This is a genomic window from Acinetobacter sp. YH01004 (assembly GCF_013420455.1).
Classification (GTDB): domain Bacteria; phylum Pseudomonadota; class Gammaproteobacteria; order Pseudomonadales; family Moraxellaceae; genus Acinetobacter; species Acinetobacter towneri.
Genome location: NZ_VOXZ01000004.1, coordinates 1 through 18,054, shown reverse-complemented (window position 1 = coordinate 18,054; position 18,054 = coordinate 1). Strand labels below are relative to the sequence as shown.

Annotated in this window: 17 protein-coding genes, 1 rRNA gene and 1 pseudogene; 11 read left to right on the top strand and 8 right to left on the bottom strand. The window is 42.0% G+C overall.

The window, feature by feature from the left end:
• Positions 1-31: 31 nt before the first annotated feature.
• The 3 genes from FTT71_RS03950 to FTT71_RS03940 all read right to left on the bottom strand — a co-directional run bounded on the left by FTT71_RS03950 (position 32) and on the right by FTT71_RS03940 (position 2,269).
• Positions 32-607 (bottom strand): xanthine phosphoribosyltransferase, encoded by a 576-nt coding sequence (locus tag FTT71_RS03950; protein ID WP_004976172.1) that lies wholly within the window; start codon positions 605-607, stop codon positions 32-34.
• Positions 608-735: 128 nt separating this feature from the next.
• Positions 736-1,449: a DUF3108 domain-containing protein gene (locus tag FTT71_RS03945; protein WP_004976176.1), complete on the bottom strand. Its 714-nt coding sequence runs from the start codon at positions 1,447-1,449 to the stop codon at positions 736-738.
• A gap of 145 nt (positions 1,450-1,594) precedes the next feature.
• Positions 1,595-2,269 carry a hypothetical protein gene (locus FTT71_RS03940; protein WP_004976182.1) on the bottom strand — a complete coding sequence of 225 codons (675 nt, stop codon included), beginning with the start codon at positions 2,267-2,269 and terminating at the stop codon, positions 1,595-1,597.
• Positions 2,270-2,544: 275 nt separating this feature from the next.
• Here FTT71_RS03940 and FTT71_RS03935 point away from each other — a divergent pair, with 275 nt between their 5' ends.
• Positions 2,545-3,402, top strand: coding sequence for an energy transducer TonB (locus FTT71_RS03935; protein WP_171062604.1), 858 nt, complete (start codon positions 2,545-2,547; stop codon positions 3,400-3,402).
• A 210-nt stretch (positions 3,403-3,612) separates the two neighbouring features.
• Here the strand turns inward: FTT71_RS03935 and ybeY are convergent, their stop codons facing one another.
• Genes ybeY through miaB form a run of 3 tightly spaced genes read right to left on the bottom strand, consistent with a single transcriptional unit; the run spans position 3,613 to position 6,706 of the window.
• Positions 3,613-4,095, bottom strand: coding sequence for an rRNA maturation RNase YbeY (gene ybeY, locus FTT71_RS03930; protein WP_004976192.1), 483 nt, complete (start codon positions 4,093-4,095; stop codon positions 3,613-3,615).
• A gap of 43 nt (positions 4,096-4,138) precedes the next feature.
• On the bottom strand, positions 4,139-5,212 hold the full coding sequence (locus FTT71_RS03925; protein ID WP_096901739.1) for a PhoH family protein: 1,074 nt from the start codon (positions 5,210-5,212) through the stop codon (positions 4,139-4,141).
• Positions 5,213-5,251: 39 nt separating this feature from the next.
• Complete coding sequence (gene miaB / locus FTT71_RS03920) at positions 5,252-6,706, bottom strand: tRNA (N6-isopentenyl adenosine(37)-C2)-methylthiotransferase MiaB (protein ID WP_004976194.1); 1,455 nt, start codon at positions 6,704-6,706, stop codon at positions 5,252-5,254.
• Positions 6,707-7,064: 358 nt separating this feature from the next.
• Here miaB and FTT71_RS03915 point away from each other — a divergent pair, with 358 nt between their 5' ends.
• The 6 genes and pseudogenes from FTT71_RS03915 (at position 7,065) to FTT71_RS03890 (ending at position 13,239) form a co-directional block, all read left to right on the top strand.
• Positions 7,065-8,951 (top strand): lytic transglycosylase domain-containing protein, encoded by a 1,887-nt coding sequence (locus FTT71_RS03915; RefSeq protein ID WP_179988513.1) that lies wholly within the window; start codon positions 7,065-7,067, stop codon positions 8,949-8,951.
• Positions 8,952-9,057: 106 nt separating this feature from the next.
• Entirely contained in the window at positions 9,058-9,705 is a 648-nt protein-coding gene (locus tag FTT71_RS03910; protein WP_179988453.1) for a ribonuclease I, read from the top strand.
• 204 nt (positions 9,706-9,909) lie between these two features.
• Complete coding sequence (locus tag FTT71_RS03905; RefSeq protein WP_180160715.1) at positions 9,910-10,896, top strand: malate dehydrogenase; 987 nt, start codon at positions 9,910-9,912, stop codon at positions 10,894-10,896.
• 241 nt (positions 10,897-11,137) lie between these two features.
• Positions 11,138-12,348: pseudogene (locus tag FTT71_RS13415) on the top strand (YeeE/YedE family protein).
• A 205-nt stretch (positions 12,349-12,553) separates the two neighbouring features.
• A complete protein-coding gene (locus tag FTT71_RS03895; RefSeq protein WP_096901745.1) occupies positions 12,554-12,802 on the top strand; it encodes a DUF2789 family protein in 249 nt (82 codons plus the stop codon).
• A 179-nt stretch (positions 12,803-12,981) separates the two neighbouring features.
• Positions 12,982-13,239 carry a DUF2789 family protein gene (locus FTT71_RS03890; RefSeq protein ID WP_026438086.1) on the top strand — a complete coding sequence of 86 codons (258 nt, stop codon included), beginning with the start codon at positions 12,982-12,984 and terminating at the stop codon, positions 13,237-13,239.
• Positions 13,240-13,301: 62 nt separating this feature from the next.
• Here FTT71_RS03890 and FTT71_RS03885 read toward each other — a convergent pair whose 3' ends face one another.
• Positions 13,302-13,829: a hypothetical protein gene (locus tag FTT71_RS03885; RefSeq protein WP_019836939.1), complete on the bottom strand. Its 528-nt coding sequence runs from the start codon at positions 13,827-13,829 to the stop codon at positions 13,302-13,304.
• An 85-nt stretch (positions 13,830-13,914) separates the two neighbouring features.
• Positions 13,915-14,517, bottom strand: coding sequence for a 2OG-Fe(II) oxygenase (locus FTT71_RS03880; protein ID WP_180160714.1), 603 nt, complete (start codon positions 14,515-14,517; stop codon positions 13,915-13,917).
• A gap of 116 nt (positions 14,518-14,633) precedes the next feature.
• Here FTT71_RS03880 and FTT71_RS03875 point away from each other — a divergent pair, with 116 nt between their 5' ends.
• From FTT71_RS03875 to FTT71_RS03860, 4 genes are all read left to right on the top strand, one after another.
• On the top strand, positions 14,634-15,491 hold the full coding sequence (locus FTT71_RS03875; protein ID WP_026438537.1) for a 23S rRNA (adenine(2030)-N(6))-methyltransferase RlmJ: 858 nt from the start codon (positions 14,634-14,636) through the stop codon (positions 15,489-15,491).
• 43 nt (positions 15,492-15,534) lie between these two features.
• A complete protein-coding gene (gene pssA, locus FTT71_RS03870; RefSeq protein ID WP_004976213.1) occupies positions 15,535-16,359 on the top strand; it encodes a CDP-diacylglycerol--serine O-phosphatidyltransferase in 825 nt (274 codons plus the stop codon).
• A gap of 40 nt (positions 16,360-16,399) precedes the next feature.
• Positions 16,400-17,482 (top strand): DUF6670 family protein, encoded by a 1,083-nt coding sequence (locus FTT71_RS03865; protein ID WP_104853049.1) that lies wholly within the window; start codon positions 16,400-16,402, stop codon positions 17,480-17,482.
• Positions 17,483-17,941: 459 nt separating this feature from the next.
• Positions 17,942-18,054: ribosomal RNA gene (locus FTT71_RS03860) — 16S ribosomal RNA — on the top strand; the annotation flags it as partial.

The window sequence follows — 18,054 nt, the reverse complement described above, 5'->3', positions numbered from 1 at the left end:
AATGATGAAACAACATCAGTTTTAATCGACCTTAATCGCGTACAAATTCAACAGTACCGTTTGCCAAAGACTTTACCCGTGCCAATGATTCAACGCGATAGCCTTTTTCAAGCAATAATTCACGACCCGGCTGGAATGACTTTTCAATCACAATCCCAATACCCACGACTTCTGCATTCGCTTGATGGATTAAATCTGCTAAACCGAGTGCAGCTTGACCATTTGCCAAAAAGTCATCAATCACCAAGACTTTGTCGCTAGCGCTAATATGTTTGTTTGAAATGGCAATCGTGCTTTCAGTTTGCTTGGTAAATGAAAATACTTTAGAGCGGTATAAATCATCTTTTAAGGTTAAAGATTGATATTTACGTGCAAAAATTACAGGTACACCAAGCTCTAAACCTGCCATCACAGCTGGTGCAATGCCAGAAGCTTCGATGGTAATAATTTTGGTGATGCCTGCATCTTTAAACAAACGCGCAAATTCTTGACCAATTTGCTGCATCATCACAGGGTCAATTTGATGGTTTAAGAAAGAGTCGACTTTTAGAACCGCTTCAGATAGAACGATACCTTCGGCTAAAATTTTCTGTTCTAGTGCATGCACGGGAGAATCCTCAAGAGCAGGTGCTTTTCAAAGCAAAAGCGTATTTTAAAAAGCACCTGAAAAAATGCAAGAACAATTTACCAAATGGTGAATAACTGCCAAGCTTTGCTCAGTAGTTATATTCTAAATTAGTTGGTCGGGCCTTTATAGCCTGTGAGTAATAATCCATAAGACTTGTCTTTGTCTTGGTGGGTAACTTTGACAGGCAAGTAGTCAAGTTTTGGTGCCAACCAGAAAATCGTATCACGGTTTGGTTTGTTGTGTTTCAGCACCACTTTAATGGTATCAAAAGTACCATAACTGGTTTTGATTTTTTCTGAACCTTGCTTAATAAAGCGACGTGATTCCACCTCTTTATTATCGGCAATATAGTAGCTCGATTTTAAACCGCCACTTTTTAAGTCTTCACGGATTTGCAGTTCCGCATTCAACTCATCCAACACGCCCGCTTTCCACGCAAAAGAACGGGTGTCGCTGTCCTTTTTGGTGTTAATGGTTTTCGCCGAAGGATTGAAGTTAATACTCATGGTGTTGTTATGCACCAAAATCTTACTGCTGCGGCTAAAGCTAGATGAGCCAATTTTGCCATTATTAAAACTAAAACGGCTAGTTTCTGTAGCAGAGGCAATCACGCCTGCTTTGGCAGCAAACACATAACTCCATTGGTTACCTGTTTGGCTTAAAGTACGTGTTGCAGAACCTAAGTTTTTACCATTGTAGTTAAATTGATAACTGGCTTGGAAAGGACTCATGGCAAATGTTTGGCTAGAGAAACCAGCCAAAAACAGTGCTGTAGACACACCGGCTGCCATACCCATTTTTTTCAATACATGATTTGCCATTGCTGAGATATTTCCTCTGTATGTAGGGAGATGCAATTTGCTTGCTTGTTGCCATTATACGCGTTGAATATGAAGAGAAAATTAGGAATTATGCGGCTTGTGTAGTTTTCCTGTATGTATTCTCTTCTAAAGTTTCAGCTTAGCTTTATTTTTGTTTCAGCGGTGTGACTTGCGTATCTGCAAGAGATTCTTCCACATCTTCTAGTCTTTCTTCAGACATTTTGCGGAACAACGCCGTTAAATTGACGTTGCCAGTGAGCACCAATTCCGCTTCACGTAATACCGCATGATTCACATGAACTTTGCTGAGTGTGTCAATGATAGAGCGGCTTTTGCCCAACCAGCGATTTAAATCTAAATGCAGCAAATCATCTTTGACTTTAATGACTTTGAGTTTTTCTAAAATCATGCCTAAAGGGTCATCATTGCGTATTTTTTGATAGTAAAATAAAGCGCACTTCACAGCGATTTTATGCAAAAAACTTGGATAACTTGCTTCAATCACCTGCGTGTCACTAATTTGTTCAAACACAATCAGCTGAGTATCTTTATTCAATTCCATCTGTACTAATTTTAAATCGACAGACAGAGTGATGTTCAAGCCGTTGTAATCTAGGGTTGCATAAAGACGTAACCAGTCGTCGTGTAAGTCTGCGTGCAGATCTTGCAACATTTTCACATTATCGGTCACAAAGCGCTGAAAAGTCGCATTTAAGAAGACCTGAGATAATGGAAATTCACGTTCATCCTCAATAAATCCTTCCGCTTTTTGGTACACTTGACGGATACGTTGAGAGATATTGGTGATCAGGGTTTGCATACGGCCGTCCAAGTCGTTCATTCATTCTTTACAGATACAAATATTTTGTCGAATTGTATTAAAAATACAGGCATAGAAGCTTGCAGTTTAGCAAAATAAGTTGCACCATTTTTAAGATTTTAAGGCTCAGTAGTCAGCTTTTTGATGAACTTCGCAGTTTTGCAGAAAAGCAAAAACTGAGCAAAGTAATATGCTCTTTAGTTTATACCGCATTTGGCGGCTTGGGGAATCAGACGTTTTGTCGGATTAATGTGATGCTAAAAAAAATTCAATTGATGCCTTCTACGCAAGATTGGTGGAAAGATCCTATTTTTGCTGCAGCGTTGCTGGTGGCTGCTGTATTGCACGCATTAATTTTGGCCGTGCAGTTTGCTGCACCGCAACAAAGCGATGCTGCGGTCAAAGAGATTGCGGTATCGGTACGCATGAGCGATGCAAAAGTTGAAGATGCAGATTTCTTAGCCCAAGCCGATCAGCAAGGTTCAGGTACGTTCCGTGAAGAACATCGCATGTCGAGTGATATGCCTGCACCCATGACTGAACAAAGTGCAGGGGAGCAGCAATTGGAAAGTTTAGAGCGTATGCAGCAACAGCGTGAATTAAACTTTGAAGAAAAAGTATTGATGACCACGCTCAGTTGGCAAAAACAGGCTGCAGAAAATCAGCGCAAAAAAGCCATGCAGGAGTTGAATAGCCAATTCCAAGCTAAGGCTGCCATGGTCGCCAGTATTGAAGCGCAATATTTACAACGCCAACAAAATTTTAGCCGTCAGCAAAAAATTAAAACCATCGATGGGATTCAGGCCAAGCAAGACAACACCGCTGGTTATATGGAAAAATTCCGTCAAAAAGTCGAATTTTATGGTAACCGTTATTATCCAGAACAAGCCAAAGCACAGAATTTGGCAGGCGAAGTACGTTTAATGGTGATTTTGAACAACAATGGTGGGATTCGTGCCATTCGTTTAATTGAAAGTTCAGGACATGCCATGCTAGATGAAGCAGCCAAAGCTTCGGTGCGTAAAGCCGCACCTTTTGGTGCATTTGATGCCAAAATGAAAGATATTTCTGAATTGCGGATTGTACGGACGTGGCGTTTTGACCCTGCTGAAGCTGAGTTTGAGGTGCGCTAGTTTTTCCCTCTCTCTGGCTCTCTCAAAGGGAGAGAGGACTTTGTGGACAAGTAACAAGAATCTACTCTCTGCTTTACGCAGCAATGTTCTTCTGGTATTTAGCAATCATGGGACTCTAATGAATGTTCTCCCCCCCATTGGGAGGGAGTAGTTTTAAACAAAAAAGCGAGCCTTAGCCCGCTATTTTTATGATTTTCTAAAACTTAAAATTCAATCTCTTTCCATGTATGGATTATCCAAACCCAACTTGGCAAGAATCTCAACTTCTAAAGCTTCCATTTCTTCGGCATCCTCATCTGAGGTTTCATGATCATAGCCCATAAGGTGCAGCGTGCCATGTACTAGCATGTGAGTGAAATGCGCTAATGGTGTTTTGGCTTGTTCTGCAGCTTCCTGTAAAACCACAGGAATACAAATTACCAAATCCCCAATAGGGAAGCTCGGCAAAACTTGTGCCATTTCATCGGGTAAATCGCTCGGAAAAGACAAGACATTGGTCGATTTATCTTTTTTGCGATATTCCAGATTGAGCTTATGACTTTCTGCATGATCGACACAGGCAATTCCAATTTCACAATCACTTTGGGTGTCTATATGTCTTAAAGTGGTTTCGACTACTTTTTTCAGATAGGCACGTTTTAACACCAGCTCAGGCGCTTGAATGTCCTGTTGCAGGCTGAGACTTAATTTCAAAATGAATCCTTAATACTTCAGTAGGTTGCAGAGCGCACAGCGATTAGTGCTGTGCATCTGCTGCGGCATCATTTTCCGCAATTAATGCTTCCTGGCGCGCTTTACGTTCTGCACGCGCTTCGGCACTTAAACGCTGTTGCTCACTGTCCCAGCCTTCATAGGCTTCAACAATTTTCTGAACCAGCTGGTGACGCACGACATCACGAGAATGGAAACGAGTAATATGAATTTCAGGGATTTTATCAATCACACGTAAGGCATGTGCCAGACCAGACTGCTGACCACGCGGTAAATCCACCTGAGTCACATCACCGGTAATCACTGCACGTGAACCAAACCCTAAACGGGTCAGGAACATCTTCATCTGTTCAGGCGTGGTGTTCTGGGCTTCATCCAAAATCACAAAAGAGTGGTTGAGGGTACGACCACGCATATACGCCAGTGGTGCAACTTCAATCACTTGACGTTCAATCAGCTTAGCAACTTTTTCAAAGCCGAGCATTTCATACAGGGCATCATAAAGGGGACGCAAATACGGGTCAATTTTCTGGGTTAAATCACCCGGTAAGAAGCCCAGTTTTTCACCCGCTTCAACCGCAGGGCGCACCAATAGAATCCGCTGGATTTCATTGCGTTCCAACATATCTACGGCAGAGGCAACAGCCAAATAGGTTTTACCCGTACCTGCAGGGCCAATACCAAATGAAATATCACTTTGCAAAATACGTTGCACATAACGCTTTTGGTTAGCACCGCGTGGATTAATGCGCCCTTTGCGGGTTTGCAACCAAACAGCATCCAATCCAGTATGCTCTTGCCCATCATCCGATTGTAATTCACGGTCAGTCTGACTGCCCTGAATCATCATGTGGAGCGTGTCTGCACTAATTTGTGCAGAGCTTTCCGCTTCTTCATGCAGGCGTTGCAAGAGTGTTTCGGCTCGTTCAACTGCATCAATTTCCCCATCTATAAAAAAGGCGTCACCACGATGAGAAATTTGGACGTCTAGACGTTGTTCGATTTGTTTCAAATGTCCGTTATAAGCACCGAGCATGCTTTTTAGACGTTCCATTGAAATGCCAGGAAAAGTTACTGTACGTCGAATCGCTGCAGTCAAGAGAATTCCTTAATCTGTTATTGGACTTTAGCTCCTACATTACGCCACGTCAGGCTCAAGATTCAAGAGTTCACCGTAAACTAAATTCAAAGTTTTAATCTCGGTAATCTCAATCTCCGCAAAGCGTCCGACCCAAGCAGGGTCACCAATAAATGTTACTAAACGTGTATTGTCGGCCGTACCCACTAAAATGTTCGGGTCTTTGTCGGAAACATTTTCAATTAGGACACGTTGTACCGTCCCAAGCATGGCATCGGTCTTATCAATACTCGATTGTTTGATCCATTGCTGAACTTTGGCCAAACGCTCTTTTTTAACATCTTCAGGGGTGGTGTCTTCGAGTTCCGATGCAGGTGTTCCCGGACGTTTTGAGTAGATAAAACTATAAGAATGGTCAAAATCCATATCTTGAATAAACTGATAAGTTTCTTCAAAGTTTTGATCGGTTTCACCCGGGAAGCCAATAATAAAGTCGCTAGATAAGTGCATGTCTGGGCGTACTTTACGTAACTTGGCAATCTTGTCGATATACACATCAATGGTGTGGTTACGTTTCATGGCTTGTAGCACATCATTCGAACCACTTTGCACAGGCAAGTGTAAATGCGACACCATTTGCGGTAAATCACGGTAGCATTGAATCAAATCATCATTAAATTCAAGCGGGTGTGATGTGGTGTAGCGAATTCGTCCAATGCCAGGTACTTCGGCAACCAAACGCAGTAAATCGGCAAAAGTACAAATTTTACCGTCAAAAGTTTCACCGCGATAGCCATTTACGTTTTGACCGAGCAAGCTAATTTCACGCACGCCTTTTTCGGCCAAAGTCGCAATTTCAGCTAAGACATCATCTAAAGGACGTGAAACTTCTTCACCGCGCGTGTAAGGCACTACGCAGAAAGAACAGTATTTTGAACAGCCTTCCATAATCGACACAAAAGCTTTAAACCCTTCAACACGCGGTTCAGGTAAAAAGTCGAATTTTTCGATGTCTGGGAAAGAAATATCCACCAGTTTGATTTTTTCTTTCTTTGGTTTTTCAACTTGATCGTGGTGCTGATCAAGCATTTGTGGCAAGCGGTGCAAGGTTTGTGGGCCAAAAATCATATCCACATACGGTGCGCGTTTTTGAATGTTGTCGCCTTCTTGAGAAGCCACGCAACCGCCTACACCAATGACCAAATCAGGATTTTTTTCTTTAAGCTTGCGCCAACGTCCTAATTCAGAAAATACTTTTTCTTGGGCTTTTTCACGAATTGAACAGGTGTTCATGAGCAAAATATCGGCATCGGCAGGGTTGCTGGTCAGCACATAGCCGTGCGAGTCGCCCAAAAGGTCTGCCATACGGTGACTGTCATACTCATTCATCTGACACCCTTGCGTTTCGATATACAGTTTTTTAACTGAACCGTCGGCTGGGGTGTGCTGTGGCTGGGTAACAGTGTTTTCTGAGGCAGCTTGGGCACCATTCGGGATGAAGGTTTGAACCGTCATGTAGGCTCCTAAGAGATAATTCACGAGTTCGTTTATAAAAATAAACGGAATAGATAAAACAGAGGGGCGTATTTTAGCAGGAATTCAAGATAAACTGACAGCCTTTAATCCGTGCATCACATACTTGAAATGTGAAGTAAAATTGTTGGAAGATTGATTTCAAGATTAATAGTGTCTAATCATAAGGTTACATAACAGAACACAACTTGGGTTCTAGACTAATTAAACTAAGCTGAATGATTGGATGCGGATCTCGAGGCAGAAGTAAATGACTGAAGGCAAGCGAATGCTGCAAATGATGAAACAAAATAATAAATTAACGAAAAAGCTTGTGCTAAGTCTGGTTTCGCTTGCCGTGATGACGGGTACGCATGCCGCAAATGAACAGTTTAATGATGCACTGCGTGCAGCCAATTCAGGTGATGTCGATTTATTGCAGCAGTATCAATATGCCATGCAAAATGATGTTTTGGGCTACTATCCTGAATACTGGGCATTGAACACCAATTTGGGCATGCAACCTGCCAGTGCAATTGTTCAGTTTGCACAGCGCCATCCACAATCAGCGATGGCAGAAAAACTCGCAGCCGATTACATCGAAGAAAAAGTGAAACAGGCCGATTTTAGCAGTGCACAACCTGTGCTTGCCTATGTGAGTAATGCTGATCAGGCCGAAAGCTGTGCCATGGCACAAGTTCGTACCCGTTCGGGTGATCCTTTGGTGGTCGCGGAATTTAAAGATGTTTGGTTGACCACGAACTCACAACCTGAATCTTGTACAGGTCTAGGTCGAATGATGCTCTCTAGTCCAATTATGACTCAGCAAGATAAACAGCAACGCTTATGGGCACAATTGCGTGCAGGGCAGTCAGGGCTCGCTTTAGCGACTGCGCAAAGTTTAGGTATGAATATCAGTTTGGCACAATTGAACAGCATTCAAGCCAATCCACTGAATTATTTGTGGTCTGCGCCTAAAGCAAGCAACGAAGACCATGCCTATCTTATTTATGCGATCGGACGTTTAGCCGATAGCGATTTAGACTCGGCACTTTCTTCACTAAAACGCAGTGCAGAAGGTGCGCCAGAATCGGTACAAAAAGCCTTGTATCGTGCTGTGGGATATATTGGCGGCACTACAGTCATGAAAAACAATTTTAAGCGTGAAGTGTTAAGTGCCTTAGACGCCAGTTATGGCTTACCTTTTAGTCCCGAAGAAGCAGAAATTTATGCCCGTCAGGCGATTCGTTTTGGCGCATGGGAAAGTGTGATTCGTGCTGTAGACAGCATGAGTGTGACTCAAAAACAGGAAGATCGTTGGCAATATTGGTTGGCACGTGCTTCAGAACAACGCAATGATGCAGCGTCGAAACGTAGTGCACAAAATATTTATAAAAAATTGGCGCAGGGTGATGATTATCACAACTTGTTGGCAAAAGATCGTCTTGGGCAAACCTACAACACGATTCCTGCGAATACGCAACCAAGTACCAATGACTTACAGCGTTTGAATCAAGATATTCACTTTAACCGTGCCTTTACTTTGCGTGAAATTAATGCACCTGCCAATTATGTCAACCGTGAATGGAACTGGGCGGTACGTCAGGCGTATTTAAGACAGGATGATGGTTTGATTTTAGCAGCGGCTAAGCGTGCAACCGATATGGGTTGGTATGATCGTGCCATTTATGCAGCAGATCGTACTGTGAATAAGCACAACTATAGTTACCGTTATGCTATGCCACATCGTAATTATGTTGTGAGCCACAGTCAAAATGCAGGTATTGACCCTGCTTGGGCTTATGGTTTGATGCGTCAAGAAAGCCGTTTTAATACTACTGCACGTTCGCATGTAGGTGCAGGTGGACTCATGCAAATTATGCCAGACACGGCACGTTTGGTTGCACGACAAATGGGTGAAACTTATAATCCTGCTGCACTCAGTGACATGAATACCAACATCCGCTACGGTACATTTTATTTGTCGACCATTCAGCGACAATTAAGCAATAGCCCTGTGCTGGCCACAGCAGGATACAACGCCGGGCCAAATCGTGCACGCCGTTGGCAGCCAGAGTTTCAGCAAATTGCGGCAGACCAATATACTGAAAGCATTCCTTTGTTGGAAACACGTGACTATGTCAAGCATGTCATGACCAATGCCACGCACTATGGTGTGCTGTTGGGGCAGGGTGGACAATCAATGAGTAGCCGTATGCAACATATTCCATCTCGGAATACACCTTAGGAAAATGTTACAAGTGATACAGTTAGATGATCATGCGTGTTGATATATAGATGCGTGAGTCATTGGGTGTATAAGAATTTAGGGGGCTGAAGCATTGAAAATGTGGATGAGTACAGTTTTACAGCCAATTCAAGTTACATTGCTCGGTTTGAGTGGTACAGCTTTGGTTTTGTGTACGCAAAATACATTTTCTGCCCCCGTGCAAGGCTATGTGATGTCCGTGCAAATGACGCCCGCCGTGTGTTTAATCGATTCGAGCAAAAGCAAAAAGCGTAAATGTTTAGAAGGTTACTCACTGAATATTGAGGGTTTATATCCCGAAGTAGCCACGCGTGAATGTAGCACCCATTCATCGGCAAAGTTACCGCCGCTACAAGCGAAGGTAGTGGCGCGAGTCATGCCTGATGAAGCTGCACGGATACAATTGTGGCAAGGTATTGGCGGCTGTGTGCCCATGAATGCCAGTCAGTATTTTCGCATGATTATTAATAATGCAGATCGGATGAACGTGCCTTCGGTATTGACAGGCCAAGACACGCAGACGGTGCAATTGTCACAACTACGGAGTTTGTTTCTCAAGTCCAATTCAGGTATGTCATCAAAAAGCGTGCATTTTCAGTGCTCTAACCATCAAGGTAAAAGTTATTTAACTGAAATCAAAATTTGTTATAACACCGCAGGACGCTATAAGCAGTGCGGTGCAGCGATTGAATCAAATTGCCCGAATCAGTTTGTCATTAAAGGTTCTTACTAGTTTGCTAGGTGACTGTAATTTCTGAATTTTAAGCTTTTTGAGAAATTTTATTCATATTTTCTATCAGACTTTTGTGGAATTTGATGCGCTTTTGCATGCATCCGCTGAATGATTGGAGTACAATCTTTCGCGTTTATGATTATTAAGATTAGATAGAACAGCTATTTAATCGCATTGACTATCCTCTCAATTGGAGATAATTACATGAAGCAACCTGTTCGCGTTGCCGTTACTGGCGCTGCTGGTCAAATTGGTTACAGCCTATTATTCCGTATCGCTAGCGGTGAAATGTTGGGTAAAGACCAACCAGTTATCCTTCAATTATTAGAAGTTCCTTTTGAGAAAGCTCAACAAGCGCTTAAAGGCGTAATGATGGAACTTGACGACTGTGCTTTCCCATTATTGGCTGGCATGATCGGTACTGATGATCCTAAAGTGGCATTTAAAGATGCTGACTACGCGTTATTGGTTGGTTCTCGTCCACGTGGTCCTGGTATGGAGCGTGCTGACCTTCTTAAAGTAAACGGTGAAATCTTTATTGGTCAAGGTCAAGCACTTAACGAAGTTGCTAGCCGTGATGTTAAAGTTCTAGTTGTTGGTAACCCAGCGAACACGAATGCTTACATCGCAATGAAATCTGCTCCAGATCTTCCAGCGAAAAACTTCACAGCAATGTTACGTCTTGACCACAACCGCGCGTTAACTCAACTTGCTCAAAAAGCTGGCGTTGCTGTTTCTGACATCAAAACAATGACAGTTTGGGGTAACCACTCTCCAACAATGTATGCTGACTACCGTTTTGCAACTGCAAATGGAGAAAGCTTAAAAGACAAAATCAACGATGCTGAATGGAACAAAGACGTATTCCTTCCTACAGTTGGTAAGCGTGGCGCTGCGATCATCGAAGCACGTGGTTTATCTTCTGCTGCATCTGCTGCAAACGCTGCAATTGACCACATGCGTGATTGGGCGCTTGGCACAAACGGCGAATGGGTAACTATGGGTATTCCTTCTGACGGTTCTTACGGTATTCCTGAAGGCGTAATGTTCGGTTTCCCTGTAACTTGCGAAAATGGCGAATACAAAATCGTTCAAGGTCTTGAAATCGACGAATTCAGCCGTGAGCGTATCAACTTCACGTTAAACGAACTTGAAGAAGAACGCGCAGCAATTGCTGACATGATTAAATAATTTAATCTGCTAGATTAAGTTAAAACTCCTTCGGGAGTGATGCCAGTCAACCTAAAAGTTGACTGGCATTTTTTTTGCGCTTGATTTTATCTTTGCAATTAAAAGCCTATCATCAGCTAAGCTCATATTGCTTATCAAATATCAGAATGGATAAGCGACTATAAAATAGGTCGATTGACCTGCACGGTAGGGGAAATTGCTTAGAATACGCGGGTTTCCTTTTTCAAATCTTCTCTCTGTCATGTCAGTTATTGTTGCAAGTGTCCATAGATCGAATGTTTCGGTTTGGGTGGCTTTTATCTTACTTGTTGTCGGTACTATCGGCGCCTATCAAATCGTGGGTCTAAATCAAGCACTGTTATTTTTAATTGGTGGTGCTTTGGGGATGACGTTGTATCACGCCTCTTTTGGTTTTACTTCTAGCTGGCGTGTGTTTATTAAAGAACGTCGTGGTCGTGGTTTGCGGGCTCAAATGATTATGCTGGGCTTGGCGGTGTTGTTGTTCTTTCCTGCTTTAGGTGCAGGTGAGTTGTTTGGCAATCCCGTCAAGGGCAATGTCAATCCTGTGTCGATGTCGGTCATGATTGGTGCTTTTATTTTTGGTATTGGCATGCAGTTGGGGGGTGGTTGTGCATCGGGTACGCTATACACGGTAGGCGGTGGCAGTGCGCGTATGTTGGTTACGCTATTTTTCTTCTGCTTAGGTTCACTGATTGCCACTTCGCATTTAGATTGGTGGTTTAATCTGCCGCATTTGGCGCCAATCTCGATTGTCGAAAGTTTTGGGGTGATTCCTGCACTTATTCTAAGCTTTGTTATTTTTGCTGTGATTGCTGCCGCAACCGTGTTTTTTGAAAAGAAACGTCATGGCAGTTTAGAAGTCGAGCCGCAAAGTCAGTACCATGGTTGGAAGCGTTTCCTCAAAGGTCCTTGGCCGTTAATTTGGGGGGGCTTATTTTAACGCTGCTGAATTTTGCTACCTTGGTATTGGCTGGTCGTCCGTGGGGCGTGACTTCTGCGCTTGCAGTTTGGGCTGCAAAAGTTGCTGTTTTTGCGGGTGTAGATGTAAGCGCTTGGGATTATTGGCAGCAGTCAGGCAATGCTAAAGCATTGGCAAATTCATTGTGGCATGACATCACCTCTATGATGAATTTTGGCATTATGTTGGGTGCATTGCTTGCTGCAAGTTTGGCTGGAAAATTTGCCCCGAACTTTAATATTCCACGCCGTTCACTGGTTGCGGCTGTTATAGGTGGCTTATTACTTGGTTATGGTGCACGTTTGGCCTACGGTTGTAACATTGGCGCATACTTTAGCGGAATTGCTTCGGGCAGTGTGCATGGTTGGTTATGGCTAGTATTTGCATTTATGGGGAATGCCATTGGTGTGAAATTGCGCCCAATCTTCTTTCCAAATGAAAAGCCACAGCCTGAAAAACTAACAGGTTGCTAACTTTTAATTTAAGTAGATGAAAGCCAGTCGGTTTACATTGACTGGCTTTTTTGTTGCCTGTCATCGTGTTAAGAATATTGAGTGGGATGCTTTAGGTATATCGCATCGTACAAAAAATAACATGCTGCAACTCGGCTGCTGCTGAATTGCGGCTCGAAGCAGGTTAAGGTCATTAAAAGTACAAGACGAATCAAAGGAGGATGCCATGTTTGACCAACAACCGACTTTAGAACTGTTATTTCAACAATTGGGTCTAGATGCTGACGATGCAGCAATTGATCAATTTATTCGTGAGCATCAATTACCTGCAGAAACCAAATTACACTGTGCCGAGTTTTGGACGGAAGGGCAGCGCCAATTTTTGCAAAGCCATTGGAAAAAAGATGATGATTGGGCCATTGTGATTGAAACCTTAAATGAGCAATTACATAGTGATCAACATCCGAGTGTTTAATCGGTATTTAAGTTAAAAGTTTTTAAGTTAAATCAAATACTTTTCATCTAAAAAGCGCCAGTAAACTGCGTGCTCACAAAAAGATACAACAAACCCAGTCGGAAGACTGGGTTTTTTATACAAAGTGTTATAAGTTGGTTGAATAAGGAATTACAACGAAACTAATAAAAGGGGGCAAGGTGCTCATGCAAAATACTCCATCATTAGCCATGTTATTCAGCCAACTCGGTTTAGCCAGCAGCCCTGCAGCCATTGAACTGTATGTACGTACGCATCAATTACCTGCACATATTAATTTACATGAAGCGCCGTTTTGGAATAAATCACAACGTGAATTTTTAATCAGTCATTTGGTACAAGACGATGATTGGGCCATTTGGATTGATGAACTCAATCAACAATTGCATTTAGATGCTTATCGTTTACAAGCTGTTTAGGTTTAAGTCATCGTCATATTTAATATGTTTTCATTAAAAACGCCTCAGAACGAGGCGTTTTTTTAATGCATTCTGCTTTTGAGAATTTGTTTAAACCAGACTTCGGTTTGATAGGCGTTAAAGGCAGGGTGAATTTGTAAGAGTTCCAAATCAAATTCGGCAGTTTTACTGTACTTGCCTAACCAGTGGCGACACAGTGCACTTTCATTTTTACTGGCGCTGGCATAAGCCAAGAAAAAGAAAATATCTCCATGTGCATAATGAGTCATGGCTTTTAAAATTTGTTGGGTAATTAAGGCGTATTTTGCATCGCGGGTCAGCTCAAAATACATCATATAGGCTTTGGCCAAATGCAAAGACAAATTGATATATAACGTCACTGGCATTTCTTCAAATTCAACCCGACCTTGTTCTAACAGCACAATGGCTTCTTGCAAAAAGTAAATCTGTTCTTGGCGTAACTCGCTCAAACTCACCAATTGTAAGCGTAAATCGGCACGTTCTAATGCCAATTCAGGCGTATTACCTTGTAAAAAAAGTTGGTCGGTTTCCCCAATACGTTGAATAAGCTGTTGAGTCGAGTTGCGCATGGGTGAATTCCTGATAGCAATATTTGCTCTACATCGGGGCAAATTTACAGTTTTAAAGCCAATAATTTAAAAAAGCGGTCTATCTTTACCAAAGTTGGTTGCCGCTGCGTAGCCATGCAGTAATAGAAAGTCGTTGCTGTGTCGCAGGCAAAACTTCATGCAATAAATCACTTTGGAAAATTGCAATCCGATTTGGGCGTGGTTCTATAATTTGCCATGCTCCATGTTTGTCTTGTAAACGTAGTTGTCCACCCCAATCTGTCTGCCATTCAGGGTGTAAATAATAGACAGCAGAAATCACCCGATCATTTTTTTGTTGTGGGTTATCGCGGTGCAAGGCATAAAAAGAACCTGCTAGGTAGCTGGCAAAATGCGCTTCGACCTCACGAATACCCAAATAAAACGCCTGATTGAATTGCTCAGCTAAGGCTAAAAGCGTTTGGGTATGTTGATGGGCTGTGCTTAAGTTTTCATGAATCCATAAAATATGATCGCTACGAATATTGCTGACCACACCATTTTGAATAGCGGCTTCACGAAATTGATCTAAATTTTGACTACACTCTAGCAGCAATTGTTGTTGATATTCGGGTGAATAAGCATCATCAATTATTGCAAAACCATGTTGATCCAAATCTTCAAGAATTCGATCAATATTCCAAGATTTTGGAAGCAGTGTGGCGTCCATAAAATAGATACTCAGACAAAATGCAAGACAAGCTGATTATTTTAGAGGAATACAAGCTCCTGAATGAAACTTTTTTTCATGCTAAAATGTCGGTTGATTTTAGGAATGAACCAAACATGAATTATCGTCACCATTTCCATGCGGGCAACTTTGCCGATGTCATGAAGCATGTTTTATTGCTGCAAATTCTGACACGTTTAAATGCCAAAGATAAACCTTATCGCTATGTCGATACACATGGCGGTGCGGGTAAATATGACTTATCTTTAGCACCTGCACAAAAATCGGGCGAATTTTTAAATGGTATTCATCGTTTAGTGAAACTAGATGATTCAATCAAACGTCAGGCACCAGAAGGCGTACAGCAGTATTTAAAACTGGTTGAAGCAATGCGTGAAACGGATGGGCAAGGTGCATATCCCGGTTCGCCATGGTTTGCTTTACAAGGTATGCGTGACATCGACAAAGCAACTATTTTTGAAATGCAGCGCGATGTATTCCAGCAATTGCGTCATAACATTCGTGACAAACGCGCAGGTTTACATGAGCGTGATGCTTACGAAGGTTTATTGGGCGTCATTCCACCAAAAGAAAAACGCGGTTTGGTGATGATTGATCCACCGTATGAATTGGAACGTAAAGATTTCCCTCAGTTGGTTGAATTATTGGCAGCTGCACATAAAAAATGGCCAACAGGCGTATTTGCGGTGTGGTATCCAATTAAAGACCGCGCCATGATTGAACGTTTTGAAAAGAAAATGTTTAAAACAGGTATTCGCCGTCAACTCATTTGTGAAATTTGTGTGTGGCCTGACGATACTCCTGTGGGCTTAAACGGTTGTGGTTTATTGGTGATTAATCCACCATGGAAATTCTCTGAAGATGCAGATGAAGCTCTGCAATGGTTGTTCCCGCACTTGCGTATGCAAGAACATGGTGGACATGCTGCAGTGCGTTGGTTAGTTGGCGAATAAAAAATTTAAATAGACGTTCAGGTTACAGTTAGGACACAAAATAATGACAAACACATCCAAACCCGAAGGAGAATATAGTTCCCGTGATCTTGAGCATGACGGAATTACATTTGAAGTGGTGGAAGAAGAACATACCCGTGAAGGGCAAAAGGTGAAACGTCGTGGTATCTATCTGTGGCCAAACCTGATTACCACGGCAGCCTTGCTGTCGGGTTTTTACTCCATTATTGCCAGTATGAATGGCGAATTTAGCCAAGCGATTTATGCCATTTTTCTAGCAGCATTGTTTGATGGTTTAGATGGTCGTGTGGCACGTGCGATTGGTGCGCAAAGTCCATTTGGCGAACAGTTTGATTCATTATCCGATATGCTCGCCTTTGGTGTTGCACCTGCGATTTTGATGTATAGCTGGAGTTTGCATGATTTAGGTCGTATCGGCTTGGCGGCTTGCTTTGTTTATACGGCTTGTGCCGCATTCCGTTTGGCGCGTTTTAATGTGCAAATTGGTGTGGTCGATAAACGCTACTTTATTGGTGTTGCAAGTCCTTTGGCTGCGCTGATTATCGTGTCGCTGGTTTGGGTAGGACGGGATTTTCCTGAACTGTATGATATTCGTGAAATTGGTCTACAAATCCTCAATGCTGTGATTATTATTGCAGTAGGATTGTTGATGATTTCCAATATTAAATATTATTCATTTAAAACCTTTGATCGTAAGCGTGTGCCGTTTTTTGTATTGCCAATCGCAGTATTTATCCTTGCAGCCATGACTTATAATATTCCTGTTGGAATTTTAGTGATTTCAATTATTTATGCACTTTCAGGTTTTGTGACCACTTTTATGGCAAGAAAAAATGCAGTGAGTTAATTAAGCTTTCATAAAAGCATCAACTCACAAGGAGTTTGATATGCAGCTGTTTCAAGATTTTCTCGATCGTTCCAAACAACTCAATCAAACTCCTGCGGCAACCGCCAAACTGCCTTATCACGCCCCAAAACATCATTATAAATTTATCTATCAGGGCTTAATTCTTCCTAATTTGCCTGCACCCTTACATTATCTCAACTTTATTGGTTTATTGGGCAGCCTAAATACCGCAATGCTGCGCCCTGAAAATGTGATTACAACCTCAGCTTTAGACACAGCCAGTATTCTTTGTAGTAGCAGCCCACACATGGTGGGGCAGTCCAATCATTATTCAATACAACATGATTGCGTATTTACTGCAGAGTATTTTCAGTTTGCCAATAAAGAGCGCATTACTGGACACTTTCCGCAATTTCATATTCAACGTGAAGATAGCGAACTTAGCTTTGATTTAAAGATCACCACAAGCTCTACAATTTCATATTTCACTAAATTGCGAATGAATTTGGCAGAACATTGGTCTTTGCTGTGTCAGTGTCAGGGAAGTGTACGCTATAAAGATCAGCATTTTCAGATTGAGCAATTGGGTAGTTTTGAGTTTGCCCGCTCAATCCAGTTTCCTTATTTCGCTGTGGCATTTTTTTGCTATCAAGTGATTAATCTGAATCATCAGCAACAAATGATATTGCTACAAAGTCGTGATGTGTTGAATCGAATTTTGCAATCTCGAATCTATCTGCGAAATGCGAACACGGAGCAAACTCGGGTATTTGATGGGCAAGTACAATTTAATATTCAACGGGTTTATCCAAAAGTAAAAACGCCAACAGGTCAGTGTATGTATTTGCCACGTGAGTTTGAATGGCGTTATCAAGATGAAGATGGCACCTCAATTCATTTACAGGCGCAGAGTCGTGGTGATTTTAAATTTGGGGCTGCAGCAGGTTATGTCGGAAGTTTTCAATATCAGTTGGCTATAAATGGCGATCAACAACAAGGAGAAGGAGGCTATTGTGAATATATCGACTGCCGCGCACTGAAATGGCAGGAACATGATCAGCCAGAAAAAATGCCAGATGTAGTTATGAATCCTGAACCTTTTATGATCAAGAAAAAGAAATAAACAGTATTTTGTGGAAAAGTGAAGTATTTTGCTGAATAATTAACCGTTTGGATTAAAAAACTGATAAAACTTAAAAAGAGGGGTTGCAAGGCGAAATATTTCACCTATAATGCACATCCATCGGCGGTGATGAAGATTAAAACTTCTGATAAAACAATGACTTGGTTAAGAGTGATTGAGTTGGGTTTTAGAAAGAAAGTTTAAAATAATTTAAATTACCAGTTGACACTTTAGAAATAAAGCGTAATATAGCCGACCTAGCTTGATGCTGACGAAGCATCGAGAAGATCATTAAGAGATTATGAAGAACAACTTGTGTGGATTTTTACTGATTGATTGATCGAAATTATTTTCATTGATTGATTGGTTTAAATTACTCGAAGTTTATTTGAGCGAAATTTAAGTCAGAAAATTGATGAGCCAGATTTGGAAGTTTAGATTAAAGCTTCAAAATGATTTTAACTGAAGAGTTTGATCATGGCTCAGATTGAACGCTGGCGGCAGGCTTAACACATGCAAGTCGAGCGGGCGAGGTTGCTTCGGTAACTGAGCTAGCGGCGGACGGGTGAGTA